Raw genomic sequence first — 223 nt, 5'->3', positions numbered from 1 at the left:
GATAGCGATGGCAATGTCGTATCGATGACCACCACAATTGAGAACGCATTTGGCTCACGCTTGATGGTAAGAGGCTTCCTACTCAATAACGAACTAACCGACTTCTCATTCAAGACTCATAACGATGGCAAACCTATCGCCAACCGACTCGAGCCGGGTAAGCGCCCACGTTCTTCAATGGCACCAACCATCATCATGCAAGACGATAAACCTTACATGGCGA

The 223-nt window shown here is 48.4% G+C and carries 1 protein-coding gene; it reads left to right on the top strand.

Features of this window, described 5'->3' with window-relative positions:
* The coding region (locus tag AB4486_RS27400; RefSeq protein ID WP_372119944.1) for a gamma-glutamyltransferase at nucleotides 1-223 on the top strand (223 nt) is incomplete at both ends.

Origin of the sequence: Vibrio sp. 10N.222.55.C6 (genome assembly GCF_041473395.1) — a bacterium.
Taxonomy (GTDB): domain Bacteria; phylum Pseudomonadota; class Gammaproteobacteria; order Enterobacterales; family Vibrionaceae; genus Vibrio; species Vibrio crassostreae_C.
This window is presented reverse-complemented; position numbering and strand designations above follow the sequence as displayed.